Annotated in this window: 14 protein-coding genes; 7 read left to right on the top strand and 7 right to left on the bottom strand. The window is 70.5% G+C overall.

Annotation, left to right across the window (positions count from 1 at the left end):
• Window positions 1–100: 100 nt before the first annotated feature.
• From ACQP2T_RS36965 to ACQP2T_RS36955, 3 genes are all read left to right on the top strand, one after another.
• Window positions 101–1,093 (top strand): aldo/keto reductase, encoded by a 993-nt coding sequence (locus tag ACQP2T_RS36965; RefSeq protein WP_433509528.1) that lies wholly within the window; start codon window positions 101–103, stop codon window positions 1,091–1,093.
• Between the two features lie 219 nt (window positions 1,094–1,312).
• Window positions 1,313–2,881, top strand: a complete 1,569-nt coding sequence (locus ACQP2T_RS36960) for an alkaline phosphatase D family protein (RefSeq protein WP_433509527.1) — start codon at window positions 1,313–1,315, stop codon at window positions 2,879–2,881.
• A gap of 22 nt (window positions 2,882–2,903) precedes the next feature.
• Window positions 2,904–3,839, top strand: a complete 936-nt coding sequence (locus ACQP2T_RS36955) for a discoidin domain-containing protein (RefSeq protein WP_433509526.1) — start codon at window positions 2,904–2,906, stop codon at window positions 3,837–3,839.
• Window positions 3,840–3,984: 145 nt separating this feature from the next.
• On the opposite strand, the gene ACQP2T_RS36950 is transcribed toward ACQP2T_RS36955, so the two are convergent.
• The 5 genes from ACQP2T_RS36950 to ACQP2T_RS36930 form a co-directional block, all read right to left on the bottom strand.
• The gene (locus ACQP2T_RS36950; protein WP_433509525.1) at window positions 3,985–7,197 is read right to left on the bottom strand and encodes a S8 family serine peptidase; all 3,213 of its coding nucleotides are present in this window, start codon (window positions 7,195–7,197) and stop codon (window positions 3,985–3,987) included.
• Between the two features lie 388 nt (window positions 7,198–7,585).
• On the bottom strand, window positions 7,586–9,370 hold the full coding sequence (cydC, locus tag ACQP2T_RS36945) for a thiol reductant ABC exporter subunit CydC (RefSeq protein ID WP_433509524.1): 1,785 nt from the start codon (window positions 9,368–9,370) through the stop codon (window positions 7,586–7,588).
• Complete coding sequence (cydD, locus tag ACQP2T_RS36940; RefSeq protein WP_433509523.1) at window positions 9,367–11,181, bottom strand: thiol reductant ABC exporter subunit CydD; 1,815 nt, start codon at window positions 11,179–11,181, stop codon at window positions 9,367–9,369. Before cydD ends, cydC begins: the two co-directional genes overlap by 4 nt.
• A 30-nt stretch (window positions 11,182–11,211) precedes the next feature.
• Window positions 11,212–11,976, bottom strand: a complete 765-nt coding sequence (locus ACQP2T_RS36935) for a cytochrome d ubiquinol oxidase subunit II (RefSeq protein WP_433509522.1) — start codon at window positions 11,974–11,976, stop codon at window positions 11,212–11,214.
• 10 nt (window positions 11,977–11,986) lie between these two features.
• Window positions 11,987–13,138: a cytochrome ubiquinol oxidase subunit I gene (locus tag ACQP2T_RS36930; RefSeq protein WP_433509521.1), complete on the bottom strand. Its 1,152-nt coding sequence runs from the start codon at window positions 13,136–13,138 to the stop codon at window positions 11,987–11,989.
• Window positions 13,139–13,243: 105 nt separating this feature from the next.
• Here ACQP2T_RS36930 and ACQP2T_RS36925 point away from each other — a divergent pair, with 105 nt between their 5' ends.
• Window positions 13,244–13,579, top strand: a complete 336-nt coding sequence (locus ACQP2T_RS36925) for a PadR family transcriptional regulator (RefSeq protein WP_433509520.1) — start codon at window positions 13,244–13,246, stop codon at window positions 13,577–13,579.
• Here the strand turns inward: ACQP2T_RS36925 and ACQP2T_RS36920 are convergent.
• A complete protein-coding gene (locus tag ACQP2T_RS36920) occupies window positions 13,563–14,228 on the bottom strand; it encodes a permease prefix domain 1-containing protein (protein ID WP_433509519.1) in 666 nt (221 codons plus the stop codon). The genes ACQP2T_RS36925 and ACQP2T_RS36920 overlap by 17 nt on opposite strands.
• A 92-nt stretch (window positions 14,229–14,320) precedes the next feature.
• Between ACQP2T_RS36920 and ACQP2T_RS36915 the strand changes: the two genes are divergently transcribed.
• Genes ACQP2T_RS36915 through ACQP2T_RS36905 form a run of 3 tightly spaced genes read left to right on the top strand, consistent with a single transcriptional unit; the run spans window position 14,321 to window position 15,424 of the window.
• The gene (locus ACQP2T_RS36915; protein ID WP_433509518.1) at window positions 14,321–14,674 is read left to right on the top strand and encodes a VOC family protein; all 354 of its coding nucleotides are present in this window, start codon (window positions 14,321–14,323) and stop codon (window positions 14,672–14,674) included.
• Window positions 14,671–14,997, top strand: coding sequence for an ArsR/SmtB family transcription factor (locus ACQP2T_RS36910; protein WP_433509517.1), 327 nt, complete (start codon window positions 14,671–14,673; stop codon window positions 14,995–14,997). Before ACQP2T_RS36915 ends, ACQP2T_RS36910 begins: the two co-directional genes overlap by 4 nt.
• Complete coding sequence (locus tag ACQP2T_RS36905) at window positions 14,990–15,424, top strand: SRPBCC family protein (RefSeq protein ID WP_433509516.1); 435 nt, start codon at window positions 14,990–14,992, stop codon at window positions 15,422–15,424. Before ACQP2T_RS36910 ends, ACQP2T_RS36905 begins: the two co-directional genes overlap by 8 nt.
• 151 nt (window positions 15,425–15,575) lie before the next feature.
• Here ACQP2T_RS36905 and ACQP2T_RS36900 read toward each other — a convergent pair whose 3' ends face one another.
• Window positions 15,576–17,009 (bottom strand): pentapeptide repeat-containing protein, encoded by a 1,434-nt coding sequence (locus ACQP2T_RS36900; RefSeq protein ID WP_433509515.1) that lies wholly within the window; start codon window positions 17,007–17,009, stop codon window positions 15,576–15,578.
• Between the last annotated feature and the right edge of the window lie 49 nt (window positions 17,010–17,058).

The raw sequence follows: 17,058 nt of genomic DNA, 5'->3' as shown, positions 1-17,058 counted from the left end.
GAGCATCGGCTCGAAGGAGACCGATGATCGACGTACTTGACCTGGAGTTCACTCCAGATGGCAGCGTCTTCCCTGTTGCCATTTCCAGGGAGAGTGCGCGATGAATGATTCATTCCGGATCTTGGGACGTAGCGGCTCGCGGGTGAGTGCGATCGGGTTCGGGGCATGGGCGATAGGCGGCCCCTTCATGGCCCGTGGCAAGCCGGCCGGATGGGGGCAGGTGGACGACGAGGAGTCGGTGGCGGCCGTGCGCCGGGCGCTCGACCTGGGGGTCACCTTCTTCGACACGGCCGACGTGTACGGCACCGGACACAGCGAGCGGGTGCTCGGGAGAGCGCTGTCCGGACGGTGGGACGAGGTCGTGATCGCGACAAAGTTCGGCCTCACCTTCGACGCGGCGACGCGGACGCTCACCGGCGAGGACACCTCGCCCGGATACATCCGGCGGGCCTGCCGGGCGTCGCTGGAGCGGCTGGGAACCGATCACATCGACCTCTACCAGCTGCACGTCGGGGACGCACCGCCGGAGCGGGTGGACGAGATGATCGCCGCGCTGGAGGAGCTCGTCGAGGAGGGCCTGATCCGGGCCTACGGCTGGAGCACCAACGACCCCGAACGGGCGGCCGCGTTCGCGAAAGGGCCGCACTGCGCCGCCGTGCAGCATGACCTCAACGTCCTGCACGACACCCCGGCGATGCTGGCGGTGTGCGACACCCACGAGCTCGCCTCCGTCAACCGGGGGCCGCTGGCGATGGGGTTGCTCACCGGCAAGTACGGCCGGGACTCGCGGCTGCCGATGGACGACGTACGCGGCGATTCTCCGCAGTGGATGACCTTCTTCAAGGACGGCCGGCCCGCCCCGGAGTTCCTCGCCATGCTGGACGCGATCCGCGACATCCTGACCTCCGACGGGCGTACCCTCGCCCAGGGCGCCCTCGGCTGGCTGCTGGCCCGCAGCGGGCGCACGGTGCCGATCCCCGGCATCAGGACGGTCGGCCAGGCCGAGCAGAACGCCGGCGCTCTGCGGTACGGGCCCCTGGCCCAGGCGCAGATGGAGCAGATCCACGAGCTCCTGCGGCCGCACACCGACTGAGACGAGCGGCTTACGGCCCGCCGGCGAGTGCGGCGTGCCGGTGGGCTCCCCAGCGGCACATGTCCAGTCGACATGATCACGACGATCACATGATTCATACATCGAGCGACGGTGGGAAATGTAACGTAATCGCCTGTGAGTTTTAACCTAAGTCTTGTTAAGAGCTGGGCTGCTTGCTAAAAAGTGAGGGCTTTCGACCCCCCATCTCTTAGGAAGCCCATGCATCGTCCCTCACGCCGATCCTTCCTCGGGATCGGCGGCTCCGCCCTTGCCCTGGCCTTCACCACCAACCTCGCCGACCCCTGGACGGCCCAGGCCGCCGCCAGGGCCGACTACCCCTTCCAGTTAGGTGTCGCCTCCGGGGATCCGCTGCCCGATCGGGTGATCCTCTGGACGCGCCTGGCCGTCAGCCCGTTGGAGCCGCTCGGCGGCATGCCGTACGGCAGGATCCAGGTCGACTGGGAGATCGCGGAGGACGAGGCGTTCACCCGCCGCGCCGGGCACGGCTCCGCGTGGGCCACGCCCGAGTACGGTCACTCGGTCCACGTGGACGCCACCGGGCTGCGGCCCGGCCGCGAGTACTTCTACCGGTTCCGCACCGGCGGCCAGATCAGCCCGGTCGGCCGGACCAAGACCGCCCCGGCGGCCAGGAGCAGGCCCGACACCCTGAAGCTGGCTTTCGCCTCGTGCGCCCTGTGGCAGGACGGCTACTACAGCGCCTACCGCCACCTCGCGGAGGAGGAGCCCGATGTGGTCTTCCACCTCGGCGACTACATCTACGAGTACGGCATCGTGCCCACCGGCGGCCTGCGCAACACCCCGGTGCCCGAGCAGTACCGGGTGCAGTGCGACACCCTCGACCGCTTCCGCATCCAGTACGGCCTCTACAAGAGCGACCCCGACCTGCAGGCCGCGCACCACCGCGCGCCGTGGATCGTCACCTGGGACGACCATGAGGTGCTGGACAACTGGGCGGGCAAGTACGGTCCCGGCGGCGAGGTGACCGAGCAGGACTACCTGGTGATCCGCGCCAACGCCTTCCGGGCCTACTGGGAGAACATGCCCATCCGGGTGCCCGCCGTCCAGGGCCCCGACGCCCGGATCTACCGCCGGTTCACCTTCGGCGACCTCGCCGAGTTCAACGTGCTGGACACCCGGCAGTACCGCGACGACCAGGTCTGCGGCGACGGGCAGCAGATCGACTGCGCCGACCGGCTCGACCCGGCCCGCCAGATGCTCGGCGCCGAGCAGGAGAAGTGGCTGCTCGACGGCCTGGACAGGTCCCGCGCCAAGTGGAACGTGCTGGCCCAGCAGATCGCCATGATCCAGCTCGACTACGACCCCGGACCCGCCCAGAAGCTCAGCATGGACCTCTGGGACGGCTACAAGGCCGCCAAGGACCGCGTCATCAACGGCATGATCGACCGCGAGGTCAGCAACCCCGTGGTGCTGACCGGCGACATCCACTACAACCTGGCCGGCGAGCTCAAGGCGAACTTCGACGACCCCGCCTCGCGCACGGTCGGCGTGGAGTTCGTCGGCACCTCGGTCAGCAGCGGCGGCAACGGCAGCGCCACCACCGGACTGCCGGCCGGGGGCAGCGACCCGACCAACCCGCACCTGAGGTTCTCCAGCTACCAGCGCGGTTACGTCTCCTGCGAGGTCACCCGGAGCCAGTGGCGGGCCGACTTCAAGGTCGTCCCGTACGTCGACAAGCCAGGCGCGCCCGTCTCCACCAGGGCCAGCCTCGTGACCCTCGACGGCACCCCCGGCCTGCAGGCGCTCTGACACCCCGGAAGGAGAAACGATCATGCGACACCTCACCGCCGCGCTGGCCGTCGCCGCCGTCACGGTCCTGACCGGGCCGGGCGCGAACGCGGCCGTTCCGCAGCAGGACCCCTCACCCGCCGTCCAGCCACCCGAACAGCAGCCCGCCTCCGTCACCTCGATCAACGTCAGACCGGGCAAGTCCAAGGGCACCGGCAGACTGACCCCCATCGCGGGCGCCGACAAGCTCATCGCGCCGCTCGGCGTGGACCCCGCCTGCCCGGCCAAGATCGAGATCGGCATGCGCAGCGACGCCAAGAAGGCCGCCTACTCCGACATGCGGGTGGAGATCGACCAGCCGCTCAGCGCCTCCCGCTCGATCCTGTCCAGCTACCTGCCCCCTGGCTACGAACTCGGCGCGAAACTGCTGGTCGCCGTCCCGCCGGCCACCCCAGAGGGCCAGTACGGTCTGCGCCTGCGCACCGGGGACCGCACACTGGCCGTACCCGTCGAGGTGGTGACCCCGGACAAACTCGACAACGGCGGCAACCTCGCGCTGAGGCGGCAGGTCACCGCCTCCTCCCAGCACGTCAACGCCAACTACCCGCCCTGCAGCATCGCCGACGGCGACAACGGCTCCAACGGCTGGGCCGGAGGCAACGGCTGGAACGACGCCACCGCCAGGGCCTGGCCGGACACCGTGGCCATCGCGCTGGGCGGCGCCAAGCAGGTCTCCCGCGTGGACCTGTATACGCTGAGCACCGAACGGTACCCGGCCTCGGTCTACGGGTTGCGCGACTGGGACGTCCAGGCCCAGGTGGCCGGCCAGTGGCAGACGGTCGCCCAGGTGCGCGGCAACACCGCAGGTAACGCCCGCTCGGACTTCGCGCCGGTCACGGCGGACGCCGTCCGCATCGTCGCGCTGGCCTCGAACGGTGCCAACGACTACACCCGCATCGTCGAGGTCGAAGTGCGCTGACAGCACCACGATCTCATCCACCTGCTCCAACAGGTCGAGGGATACCTCGGGCGGAGGTGACGGGCGAGCAAGAGGCCGGCTCGTCTCGCGGGCGCGGATCGGCCCGGCTACCCGGAGCGAACCGGGTGGCCGGGCCGTCGCCGGGCTACTTCAGCAGGTAGGCGTCGATGATGGTCTGCTCGACGGTGTTGCCCCTCTCATCAGTGGCCTTGGCACGCAGGGACACCGAGGTGGCGTTCGCCGGGTGGGTCAGGCTGATCACCCGGTCGCCCTTGACCCTGGCGGCCGACCAGGTGGCCCCGGAGTCGTAGGAGACCTCGGCGGTGAGGCGGCGGACGTGCTGCGGCCGGTCACTGTTCTGCGGGACGACCGCCACCGGCACGTCCAGCCGCCTTCCCGGCTTGGCCGCTGCCAGGTCGGGGGTGAACTTGATGGTGGAGACCGGCAGCCGCACCCTGTCGTCGCCCGCGACGGTGTCGGACTTGAAGGTCCACTCCGCCGTCACCTTGGTCGCCGTGTCGTAGTACGTGCCGCGCGTGCTCTCGGCGCGCAGCCGGTAGTCGGCCTTCCCCGGCGGCACCGGGAACGAGACGCTGTATGTCTGGGCCTGCTCTCCGATCTTTGCCCCGTTGCGATACAGCTCATACGCGATGGTGTTGACGCCGACGTAATCCAGATTGCCTGACGCGTCGGCGAAGAGCGGCGTGTTCGCGTAGATCGTGTCGTTGGCGCGGGTGACCCACCCGGCGGAGGAGCCGGTGGGGCCCAGCGCCGGGTTGAACGGGCCGGTGTTGTACGGCTCGTCGTACGTCCTGCCCGCCTGGTAATCACGCGTCGGCGCGCGGAACCGGGTGTACAGGTAGAACAGGCAGCAGAACTGGTAGACGGTGCTGTCCCAGCGCACACCTTCGGTGGTGAGGTACTCGGTACGCGCTCCCGGCCAGTCCAGCAGCATGAGAGTGGTCCAGGCCGACACGCTTCCCTTGACCGGGGACGGGGCGACGCCCTTGCGCCACTCCATGTCCGTCGGGACCTTGCCGCTGTAGGCGGTTCGCACCTTGGCCAGGTCGCGCTTGCTCGGATGCTTGACGTAACCACTGGGCATCTTGCCGCGCTCGTAGTAGGTGAGGTTGTAGTAGTCACCCGAGGGCGTCTTCGACTGCGTGCTCAGCACGATGGTCAGGAGGTCCTTGTCGACCTTGGGCCCGACGTGCGCGGTGTGCAGCCGAGCGAGGTCGGCGCCGAGAGGGTACAGCCAGGTGCGGGAGATGTAGGCAGTGCCGGTACGGGCGTAGCCCACCTGGCCGAGCGAGAGCACCGCGGTGGGGTCGGGCGTGGTGATGTTGATCGACTTGGCCGTACGGAAGTCCAGGTCGATCTTGGTGTCGGAGGTGAGCTTGAAGCCCGGAGAGGTCAGCCAGTAGGTCTTCTCACCGACCCCGACCGAGCCGTCCAGCGTGTACTCGCCCTTGGGCAGGCGTACCGTCGCACTGCCGTCCGCCTCGTCGTAGGCGTACGTGGTGGAGACGTCCTTCATGCTGACCAGCGTGGTGACGGCGTCGAGCGCGGGTTTGCCGTCCAGGCCGATGTGGTTGACGGTGAGGTTGTAGCTCTCCACCTCCTTGTCCACGCCGAACGGGACGCGCAGGGCCTGCTGACCGGCTCCGGCCACCAGGGTGCCGGAGAACACGCCGTCGGTGGTGCCGGCCCTGGTGTCGGCGGTGACCTGAACCGTTGCCGTGCCGCCGGCGGGAACGGTGACGTTGGCGGGGCTGACGGCGAACGTCCCGGTCGGCGCGTCGGACTCGATGGAAAGGTCGAGCGTCGCCGCCGCCGAACCGGAGTTGGCGAGGGTGACGGTCTTGACGACGGGCACGTCGTCGGTGTGCGGCCACTGCTGCTGGCCGAAGGACACGCTGGTCGGGCTGGCGGTCAGTGTCTGGGTGATGGCCTTGGCCACGTCCACCCGGCCCGAGCCCTGCTCGAAGGGGGTCAGCCCGGCGGTGGGCTTGGCCGCGGCGGTCAGCGTCGCCTTCAGCTGCTGACCCTTCCAGTCCGGGTGCTGCTGGGCGAGCAGCGCGACCGCTCCGACGACGTGCGGGGTGGCCATCGAGGTGCCGCTGGCGGCGGTGTACAGGGAGTCCACGGGGGTGCCCATGGAGGTGCCGGTGGCGCGCGCGGCCACGATCCCGACGCCGGGCGCGGTGATGTCGGGCTTGACCGCCTTGTCGCCGATGCGCGGGCCGCGGCTGGAGAAACTGGCCAGGGCGTCGTTCCTGTCGACGGCGCCGACGGTCAGCGCGGCGTCCGCCGAACCGGGTGAGGCGACCGTGCCGGAGTTCGGGCCGGAGTTGCCGGCGGCGATCACGAACAGCGTGCCGTACTGCTCCGACAGGTTGTTCACGGTCTGCTCGAGCGGGTCGAGCCCTGGGGTGTCGGTGCCGCCGAGACTGAGGTTGACGACCTTCGCGCCGCCCGCCGCGGCCCACTCCATCCCGGCGATGATCCAGGACTCCTGGCCGTTGCCGGCGCTGTTGAGGACCTTGCCGTCCATGATCTGAGCACCTGGTGCGACACCGCGATACTTCGCGCCGTTGCCCGCGATGGTCGAGGCCACGTGGGTGCCGTGGCCGTGGCCGTCGGCGGCGCTCGCATCGGTGGTGAAGTTCTGCTCGGCGACCTGGCGTCCCGACAGGTCGGGGTGGGTCTGGTCGACGCCGGTGTCGAGAACGGCGACCTTCACACCCGTGCCGTCGAAGCCCGCCTTCCAGGCGGCGGGCGCACCGATCTGCGGCACGCTGTAGTCCAGAGAAGTGGTGCGTACACCGTCCAGCCAGATCTTCGTCAAGCCGGCCGACGCGGTGCGGGCGCTGGTGAAGGAGCTCCAGAGGGCGCCGGTCTTCGGCGCGGTGGCGGCGGTGGCGTTCAGCGAGGGCAGTTGGCGCGTGACGGTGAGGCCGGTGACCGCCTGGGCGCGGGCGGAGGCGCCGTAGGTGACGATCACCGGGATGTCGGCGCGTGCGGCGTCGCCGTAGCCGTCCGCGAGGAGGCCGGTGACGTCGAACAGCCGCTCGTCGAGCAGGCCCCTGGAGACCAGGGAGATGGCGTCGCGTGGAACGACGTACTGGTGGCCGTTCCTGGTATAGGTCGAGAAGGGGATGTGCTCGCGGCCCTTGGCGGGCTGGATCGAGGGAGCTTCCTCCGCCAGATGAACCTGGTCACCCGTGATGAGGGTGATCACGGGTGCTGTGGCGGCGACATCCGGGCGAGCGGGTGCCGGCTCCGCGAGAGCCGGTCGGGGGAGGGGGAGCGCGGCCATGAGCAGGCCTAAAGCGAGGGCGGTGGCGCGTGTGCGCAAGGGGGTTACCTCCGCTGTGTACTGCCCCGTCTGTTTGACGGATCATGTAAGAGATAATTGCGATTTAAGGTAAAAGCGAGAGCTTTGCGGCACATTTTGATAACGGCCATTCTCACAACCTCTTACACATCTGCGTTAGGTATTGAAACGGTCGCACTTTGTGGTTGTGGCGTGAAGAGGCTGCGGAAAGCGATGGCGTAATATGCCCGAACGCCGGCATCGAGTAGCCGGCGTTTTCTCCCTGACCGGGATCCTGCTGGTCGGCTCGCGACACGCGGCCGCAGGTTCGCGACCTGGGTCTTTGACGTCCGGGATGAGCTGGGCGAACTGTTCGCCGACGTGAAGTTCGCGCTCGACGGTATGGCGTCGCCTCGGGCTTTTCCGCCGATCACCGCCTGGTGAGGACCTCCGATTCCCAAAGGTCGCGATAGTAGCCCGGTTCGGTGACGAGCTCGTCGTGGCGGCCGCGCTGCACCACCCGGCCGTCCTCGAGCACCACGATCTCGTCCACCTGCTCCAAGCCCTTGAGCCGGTGGGTGACCAGCAAGGTGGTGCGGTCGTGCGTCACGTCGAGCAGGTCGGCCATGAGCGCGTCGGCGGTCTCCTCGTCGAGCGCCTCGGCCGGCTCGTCGAGCAGCAGCACCGGCGGGTCGTACAGCAGCGCCCTGGCCAGGGCCAGCCGCTGCAACTGCCCGCCGGATACGGTCCGGCCGTCCTCGCCCAGCTCCGCCTCCCAGCCGGTCCGCTCGACCCACTCCTCAAGACGAGCGTCTCGTACGGCCTGCCGCAACTCCTCGTCGTCGGCCTCGGGACCGGCGAGCCGCAGGTTGGCGCGCAGGGTGGTCTGGAAGATGTAGGGGTCCTGGGTGAGCCCCGTCATCATCGCCCGTACGTCGTCCGAGGCCAGCCCTCGGATGTCCACGTCGTTGACCCGGATGGTGCCGGACTCGGGCTCGACCAGGCGCATCAGCGCGGCCAGCAGGGTGCTCTTCCCGGCCCCGCTCGGCCCCACGAGGGCCACCCGCTTGCCGGGGGTCAGGCTCAGCGACACCCCGTCAACGGCCGCCCGCTGCTCCGGCGCGTGCCGTACGACCAGGTCGTCGATCTCGACCGTCAGTGGCGACCGGGGGAGAGGGGATGGCGGTTGAGCGGACAGTGCGGCCGTTGACGGCGGTTGAGCGGATGGTGCCGCAGTCGACGGAGGGGGAGTGGACAGCGAGGGAAGGGACAGCGGGGGAGAGGTCGCGCTCTGCGGCTCCGTGACGGCGGGTGGGGTGGCGCTCACCTCGCGCAGGCGTCTGAGCGCGGCCAGGATGCCCGCCAGGCGTTCGCCCGCCGCCGCCAGCGGGAGCACCGGCTCGAAGGAGACCAGCGCGGTCAGGGCGAGCACCGCCATGGCCACCCGGTCAGTCCCCGAGGCCTGGGCGAGCAGGACGATCGCGGCCACTGTCAGGCCCTGCACCAGCGTGCCGGCCCCCAGGGCGGTGGCGTGGACGCGGGCTTGGCGGCGCTCCAGCCCGGCCAGGGTCTCGTCGGCGGCGCGGGCCTGGGCGAGGGCGCGGTCACCGGCGCCGTACGCGGCCAGGTCGGCGGAGCCGTGGACCAGGTCGGCCACCCGCTCGGCGAGGGCGGCTCTGGCGGGGGCGATCCTGGCCGCCCAGCGGCGCGCGGCGGCGGCCGTGGCGGCGGGCAGCAGGACGCCCGCCAGGACCAGCCCCGCCAGCAGGACCAGGGCCGCGACGGGGAGCAGGGTGAGGCCGATGACCACGGCGGCCAGGCCCGCGAGTGCGGCGGCCGTGGCGGGGAGCAGGCAGCGCACCAGGAGGTCCTGGACGGCCTCCGTGTCGTCCACCATCCGGCTGAGCAGGTCGGCGCCGCCGTGCCGGGGCCGCTGCGGGGGGATGAGGGCCTGGTAGAGGCGTTCGCGGGTGCCGGCCTGGGCCCGCAGGGCGACATCGTGGCCGGTGAGCCGTTCGGCGTAGCGGAAGACGCCCTTGCTGGTGGCGAACGCCCTGGTGGCCACGATGGCGACGCTCAACGCGGCCAGCTCCGGCTGCTCGGCGGCCCGCGTGATCAGCCACGCCGCCGCCGCGATCAGGCCCAGCCCGGCCAGCTCGGCCGCCGCTCCGGCCAGCACCGCCCAGGTGAGCCGCAGGCCCATGCGCCGGTTCATCGCTCTCCCCTCACGGCCGTGCTCGTATCGAGGTCGGAGTGGGTCGCGCTCGTTCCGGAGCCGGAGCCGGAGCGGATCGCGCTAGTTCCGGTGGCGCCCGTACCGAGGCTGGAACGGTCGGCGATCACCCGGCCCTCGTGGATGCGGACGACCCGGTCGGCGAGGTCGATCATGGCGGGCCGGTGCGCCACGATGATCGCCGTGCGGTCCCGGGCCAGGTCGGCGGTGGCCGTCACCACGGCCGCCTCGCTGCGGCCGTCGAGCCGGGCCGTGGGCTCGTCCAGCAGCAGGACCGAGGTGTCCGGGCGGCAGAAGGCCCGCGCCAGGGCCACGCGCTGCCGCTGGCCGGCGGACAGGTTCGCGCCCCGTTCGCCCACCGCCGTGTCGTAGCCGTCGGGGAGCGCCTGGATGAAGTCGGCGGCATAGGCGGCCGCGGCGGCCTGCCGTACCTGCTCCGGAGAGGCGGACGGCGCGCCGAGGCGGATGTTGCCGGCGACCGAGGTGGCGAACAGGTGCGGGCGCTGCGGGACGAAGGCCAGCCTGTCGCGCCAGGCGTCCAGGTCGAGCTCGCGCAGGTCGGTGCCGTCGACGAGGACCCTGCCTTCGGACGGCTCGACGAAGCCCAGGATGAGGTGCAGGAGGGTGCTCTTGCCGCCGCCGCTCGCGCCGACCAGGGCCACGCGTTCGCCGGGCTCGATGGTGAGTGAGACGTGTTCGAGCGCCGGGTCGGCGCGGCCGGGGTAGCACACGGTGACGTCCTCCAGGCGGATCGACGGGGGCGCGGCACCCTGCGGCGGTCGCTTCGGGGCCGCGCCACTCTCCGGCGGTGTGGCGCCCTCCGGCTGTCGCTTCCGAGACGTGGCCGCGCCGACGGCGGCAGGCTCTGCGTCCCGTACGGACGCGTGCTCTGCGTCCAGTACGGCGAAGGCCGCGTCCGCCGCCGCCACCCCCTCCATGGAGGCGTGGAAGCGGGTGCCCATGGCCCGCAGCGGCAGGTACGCCTCCGGCGCCAGGAGCAGCACCAGCAGCGCCGTCGTCAGGTCCAGCGACCCGCCCAGCAGCCGCAGCCCGATCGGCACCGCCACCAGGGCCAGCGACAGCGACGCGCACAGCTCCAGCACCAGCGACGACAGGAACGCCACCCGCAACGTACGCATGGTGGTGGCCCGGTGCGCCTCGGCCACCTGCTGGATGACCGTCGCCTGGTAGCGGGCCCGGCCGAAGGCGCGCAGTGTGGGCAGGCCGCGTACGACGTCGAGGAAGTGCCCGCCGAGCCGCGACAGCGCGCGGAACTGCTGCTCCGTGACGGCCTTGGTGGTCATCCCCACGAGCGCCCCGAACAGCGGGATCAGCGGCAGCGTGACCAGGACGATCACCGCGCTCGCCAGGTCGGCGGCGAACAGCCGGACGAGCACCGCCAGCGGCACCACCGCCGCCACGGCGATCGAGGGCAGGTAGCCGGTCAGATAGGCGTCGAGCCGGTCGAGGCCGCGTCCCGTGAGCGTGACCAGCTCACCCGAGCGGTGACCGGCGAGTCTGGCCGGACCCAGCTCCCGCAGCCTGGCCAGCAGCCGGTGCCGGAGCGCGGACTTGACGCCCGTCGCCGTACGCCCGGCGAAGATGCCCTGCGTCCACCCCAGCAGCGCGCGGACGCCCACCACGGCGGCCAGGCCCGCCAGCGCCACGGTCGTGAACCGGCCGGACAGGACCCCTGCCAGCAGCTCCGCCTGTACGAGCACGAGCAGCCCGGCCGCCATCGCCGCCGCGAAGGTGACGGCCAGGTGGCGCCGCACCAACTGCTCGGCCCGCATGAGCCGCAGGAGATCTTTGTGCACGAGCCCTCAAAAGAACGACGGGATCCGGACGGCGTCCTTGCCGGGACGGAAAGTACGCCACACCCATACTTGCGCGCCGAGGACGACCGGCGCGAACGGCAGCGTCATGACACTCAGCACATTCAGTGTCTCGGCCGGCGCGGTGTGGTCCAGCAGGTACGGCATGCTGCCCAGGAGCACCCCGAGGGCGGGGATCGCGGCCACCACCCCGGACACGGCCAGTGCGCGCCCCGGGCGGGTGACACCGGCCAGGCCGGGGGAGCGCCAGGCCAGGAACGTCCAGCCGTGGAAGGCCAGCAGCAGCGTCATCACCACGCCCAGCATCAACCCCACCGGGTTCAGCAGGGACGAGCCGAACCCGGTGGCGGCCGCGTACAGAGCCACCCCCCAGCCGAACGAGAGCCCCAGCGAGCCGAGCGCGATCATCAGGTCCCAGAAGCCCCGCCAGGCCGTACCCCCGATGCGGCGGCGGAACCACAGCCCGGCGTCGCGCAGGATCCAGGACAGCAGCATGGCCACCACCACCGGATACAGCCCGAACAGCACCTCGCCCTCGAGCGCCGGATAGACGCCGAACAGCGTGCCGGCGACCGCCACCAGCCACACCTCGTTGGCCAGCACGAACGGGGCCATGGCCGCCACCATGCGATCCTTGCTGTCGGCCGACTTGCCGAGGACCGGCAGCAGGAGCCCGACCCCCAGGTCGAAGCCCTCCAGCGCGAAGTATCCGGCCAGCAGCAGCGCGAAGCAGGCGAACCAGATCAGTTCCATGTCACGACTCCTAGTAGGTCAGGGCGGGCTCGGGGACGGCGCCGAGGTCGAGCTCGCGCGGCCCGCGCCTGACCACCCTGGCGATGAGGACGTAGTCGACGATCGCCAGCAGCACCAGCACGGCCACGAAGGCGATCAGTGAGCCGGTGATCATCGGCGGGGTGAGGCCGGGCGTCATGGCGTCGGCGACGGTGAGCTTCTGCCAGATCATCCACGGCTGCCGCCCGCTCTCCCTGGCCAGCCAGCCCAGGATGGCCAGTACGAACGGCAGCGGCGTCATCAGCATGAGCAGCGGATGCGTCCATCGCCAGCGCGGCAGGACGCGGATCAGCGGCAGCATCAGGAACAGTACGACGAGCGCGAGCAACTGCCCGACCTCGATCATGATCCCGAGCGGCACCGCCGCCGTGTCGCCCTTGAACTTGCCCTCCTGGATCCCGGCGAACTGGGCGTAGCCGAAGCCGACGGTCAGGAAAATGCCGATCGCGGCCGTGGTCACGCCCGTACGCAGCGACTTGGTGAAGAACTCCACCTCGGACGTACGGCGGCGCAACTGGTAGGCGCTCGCCCCGACCAGCACCATCGCCCCGGTGAACAGCCCGGCCCCGGTCACGTGCGGGAAGGAGAAGATCAGCGTCTTGTTGGTGAACATCGCGCCGATGTCGACCAGCTCCATCCGATCGCCCCTGACGACGGCTCCGGCGGGGTTCTGCAGGAAGGAGTTGGCCGCCATGATGAAGAAGGCGCTGCCGTACGCCGTGAGCGTCACGAGCCAGATGCAGGCCAGGTGCGCCCATTTCGGCAGCCGTCCCCAGCCGAAGATCCACAGGCCGAGGAACGTCGACTCCAGGAAGAACGCGACCAGTGTCTCCATGGCCAGCGGAGCGCCGAAGACGTCGCCCGCGTAGTGCGTCAGCCCGCTCCATGAGAGCCCGAACTGGAACTCCATCACGAGCCCGGTGACGATGCCCAAGGCGTAGTTGATCACATAGACCTGGCCCCAGAACCTGGTCAGCCGCTCGTGGAGCGGCTTGCCGGCCAGTGCCCAGCGCGTGTGCATGATCGCCACCAGCGGCGCGAGCCCCAGTGTGAGCACGACGAACAGGAAGTGCAGGTTCCCTGTCATCGCGAACTGCAACCGGGCCAGTTCCAGCGCTTCCATGCGCCGGCCCCCTTTCGTTGTGCCTGTCTACCTATAGGCAGTCTACATATAGACGGCCTACATGTAGACTGGCTACTCAACGAACGGTTATCTAGGATCGGAGTCATGAACCCCGACGCGCTGCGCGGCCACATGGACGCCCTGCTGCTCTCCGTGCTGGAGGGTGAGCCGCTGCACGGCTACGCCATCATCGAGGCCCTGCAGGCGCGCAGTGGGGGCGCGCTCAACGTGCCGACCGGCACCGTCTATCCGGCGCTGCGCAGGCTGGAGCGGATTGGCTACCTGGCCAGCGAGTGGGCCACGGTCGGGGGGCGCAAGCGGCGCACCTACCGCCTGACCGATTCGGGGAGGAAGCAGTTGGAAGGGGAGCGGTCAGCCTGGGCCGAGTTCGCGAGTGTGATCGGTGGCGTGCTGAAGCCGGGAGTCAGGCAGCCTGGCTGACGCGCAGGCAGCGCGTCGCGCCGTAGAGCTGCAGGCCCCAGAAGGCCGCCGTCATGAGGTTCGCGAGCACGATGGGCAGGATGGTCTGGGCGCTCGGCGACGGACCGGCGCCATAGGAGAGCAGCATGCTCAGCCCTCCGGTCGCCGGCAGCATCAGCCAGACGACGATCCCCAGCGACTTGGTCACCAGGCGCGGCCGGCGAATCCACCGGCTGCCCCGGCTCAGCATGAACAGCGACAGCCCGCCGTACAGGCCCGTGGACAACTGCAGGATGTCGAGCACCCGCGAGGCGGCGTGGAACCAGGCGGGCATGGCGACCCAGGCGGCCACGGAGGTGTCCGTGGGGTAGAAACGCCAGATGGCCGACCACATCATCACGGTCATCGGCACGCTGATGAACAACAGCAAGCCCAGCCGGCGGCCGGCCGCGGCGGTCAGCTCCCGCTGGTAGCCGGACGCGATCTCGGGGATCGCGCCGAACTGCTGAACTGCCAGCCGCTCGGCCTCGGCCCGGGCCAGGCCCTCGGCCTCCAGCGCGTCGGCGGTGTCGGCCAGGCTGTCACGCGCCTCGACGACCAGGTCACGCTTGGGCCCCGGCGGCCCGGCCAGAGACCTGCCCAGCTCGGCCACGTAGTCGTCGATCCGCATGCCCCCATCCTACGAAGGCGGGCCCCGGTGCGTAATCAGGGATCTCCCCGATGACTTGATGCGTAGGGAAATTCCTACATATAGTGGCCCACATGCCAATCTCCAGCATCACGACCGTGACCGTGCCAGTAGCGGACCAGGAGCGGGCGCTCGCCTTCTACGGTGGCGTCCTGGGCTTCGAGACCCGCACCGACAACCCGTTCCCGATGGGCCGCTGGCTCACAGTCGCCCCGAAGGGGGCCGAGACCACGCTGCTGCTCGCCTCCTGGTTCCCGGACATGGCCCCCATCGGCGGCCTGGTGGTCGCCTCCGACGACCTCGACGCGCTGGCTGCGCGCCTGCGCGAGCACGGTACGGCCTGCGAAGGCCCGACGGACGAGCCGTGGGGCAGGCAGTTGCTGTTCCAGGACCCCGACGGCAACGGGTTCGTGGTCAGTCAGGCATGAGTGCCGACCACGTGTTCACCGCGCTGGCCAGCCCGGCCCGGCGGGAATTGCTGCGGCTGCTGCTCGATGAGGGCAGCCAACCGGCCGGGCGGCTGGCCGAACGCTTCGACATGAGCCGTCCCAGCGTCTCGGAGCATCTCAAGGTGCTGCGGGACGCCGGGCTGGTGGCCGAGACGCGCCGGGGGAGGGAACGGCTCTACCGGCTGGAGGCGGCGCCGCTCATGGAGATCCGTGAGTGGCTCACGCCGTACGAACGCTTCTGGAGAGAGAAGCTCTCCGGCCTGAGCGACCTGCTCGACGAGATGGGAGACGAAGATGTCTGAGGACCTGCGCTCGATCCGGCTGGACCAGTTCCTCGGGCACCCGCCCGCGAAGGTGTGGCGGGCGCTGACCGAGCCCGAACTGGTGGCCCGCTGGCTGATGCCCAACGACTTCAGCCCGGAGGTGGGGCACCGGTTCACCTTCACCACCACGCCGGTGAAGCAGACCGGCTTCGAGGGCATCGTCTACTGCGAGGTGCTGGAGCTGGAGCCGGAGAAGCTGCTGAAGATCAGCTGGAGCGATGGCAGGCTCGCCGACTGGACCGTCACCTGGCGGCTGGAGCCCGAGGGCACGGGCACCAGACTCTTCCTCGACCACGAGGGCTTCGACCCCGACGACGCCATGCAGCAGATGGCCCGCAAGATCATGGGCGGCGGCTGGCGCTCCATGCACTTCGCCGCCATCGGCAAGGTCCTCGACGAGCTGTGACGGACGGCTTGTGACGGACGGCCTCCATGGGTGGACGGCTTGTGACGGACGGCCTCCATGGGTGGACGGCTTGTGACGGACGGCCTCCATGGGTGGACGGCTTGTGACGGACGGCGTCTATGGGCGGGCGGCGTCTGCGGGTGGACGGCCGCTATGGGTGGACGGCGGGTACGGGTGGTTGTTCGGCGCCGCGTTCGGCGTGCGAGGTCGAGGTCCAGAAGAGCGCGGCCACGGTGATCGCCATCAGCAGGGCGAGCCAGCCCGCGGCCCGGCCCATCCGCATGCCGTACCCCCATAGCAGCCAGGAGAGGGACAGCCACCATCGGCGGCCCGCCTGGCGGCGCATCTCCATCGCCGCGAACGCGAAGTCGGCCGAGGTGCCCACGTCGTCGACCTGGGCGCGCAACCCGGAGTAGAGGGCGGCCAGCCGGTCGGGTCCGGCCGGCGGGTCCTGCGCCGCCGGAGCGCCGTATGCTGCCGGCGGGCGAGCCGGGCTGTTGTCCGGAGCGGAGGCGGGGGGAGCCCAGCCGCGCATCGTGTGCTCGTCGGCCAGCGCGCTGCGCCGGGAGAACCAGCGCAGCATCGGCCAGTGCAGGCTCACCCGCACCCCCCGCGGGGTCAGCGCGAAGGTGCAGTTCTTGACCCGGACCGCGGCCGGGCGGGCCAGCCCGGCGAACCGGCAGCCTGACAGGTCGAGGCCGAACAGCGCCAGGTCGGCCGCGTCGACGTGCCGCAGCGAGGTCAGCGTGGATCCGCCGCGCCCGGTCACGATCGCGGGCCCGCGCAGCACCGACCCCTCCAGGTCGGCATCGGAGTCGGCGAGCCGGATCGTCGTCGCGCCGGTGACCTCCATCCGCCGCAGGTTCGCGCGGCCGGCGGCGACGGCCACGTCGAACGTGCCGTCGGCGCGGGCCCGCGAGGCCGACAGCCGCCCGGTGACCGACAGGTAGGCGTCGGCCGCGAAGTGCGCGGTGTCGAACCAGGCGGGGCCGCTGACCTTGCGGAAGGACAGCGTACGGCCGAACCTGGCGCCGCGGAAGCTCGCGCCGTCGCCCAGCGCGGCCCCGTCGAAGGTGGCGTAGCCGTCGAACCTGGCCCGCTCGCACGACAGCCCGTGGCCGAACACGGCCTGGCTGAACAGCGCGTCACGCGACATCACCGCCCGGTCCAGCGACAGGTGGCCGCGCACGCGGACGCCGTGGAAGGACAACTCGCGGGCGAAGCCGGCCCCGGCCAGCGAGACGTTGCCCTCGAACCGGGCGCCGAAGAAGGAGGCCAGTCGCTCGAACCTGGCGCCGTCGAGCGACACGTCGCCGGCGAAGGTCACGCCGGACAGCCGTACGTCGCCGGTGAACGTGACCCGGTCCAGCCGGGCCCGCCCTGGTCGGCCGCCCGTCACCTCGATGATCCTGCTGAGCAGCGCGCCGCTGATCGGCGTGCCACGCAGGTCGAGCAGGCGGCCGGGAGCCATCTCGTCGAGGGTCTCGGCTACTTCGTCCGGTTGCAGATGTGCCAGGCAACGGTCGTACGGCTGGTGGGCGATTCCCGAGCAGGCTGCCGAATAGGCGCAGGTGACCCAGTCCATGCAGTGCTCATACCCGCAAGGGGGCAGTGTCAAGGTTCGTTGATTTAAT

It is taken from the genome of Nonomuraea sp. CA-143628, from assembly GCF_050942315.1.
In the GTDB taxonomy this organism is placed as follows: domain Bacteria; phylum Actinomycetota; class Actinomycetes; order Streptosporangiales; family Streptosporangiaceae; genus Nonomuraea.
The sequence above is the reverse complement of the archived record's forward strand: the minus strand, read 5'-3'. Positions and strand labels throughout refer to the sequence as shown.